The organism is Methylobacterium sp. A49B, assembly GCF_053346215.1.
In genome coordinates, this window is sequence record NZ_JBKFBO010000031.1 from 1 (window position 1) to 214 (window position 214).

1 protein-coding gene is annotated in these 214 nt (G+C 74.3%); it reads left to right on the top strand.

Annotation, left to right across the window (positions count from 1 at the left end):
* The coding region (locus tag ACLBX9_RS03180; RefSeq protein ID WP_447717890.1) for a hypothetical protein at positions 1-214 on the top strand (214 nt) is incomplete at both ends.

Sequence of the window (214 nt, forward strand, 5' to 3'; positions counted from 1 at the left end):
GGTCTCACCCGTGGCACCGGTCGAGCCAGTCGCTCCGGTCTCACCCGTGGCACCGGTCGAGCCAGTCGCTCCGGTCTCACCCGTGGCACCCGTCGAGCCAGTCGCGCCGGTCTCACCCGTGGCACCGGTCGAGCCGGTCGCGCCGGTCTCACCCGTGGCACCCGTCGAGCCAGTCGCTCCGGTCTCGCCGGTGGCACCCGTCGAGCCAGTCGCG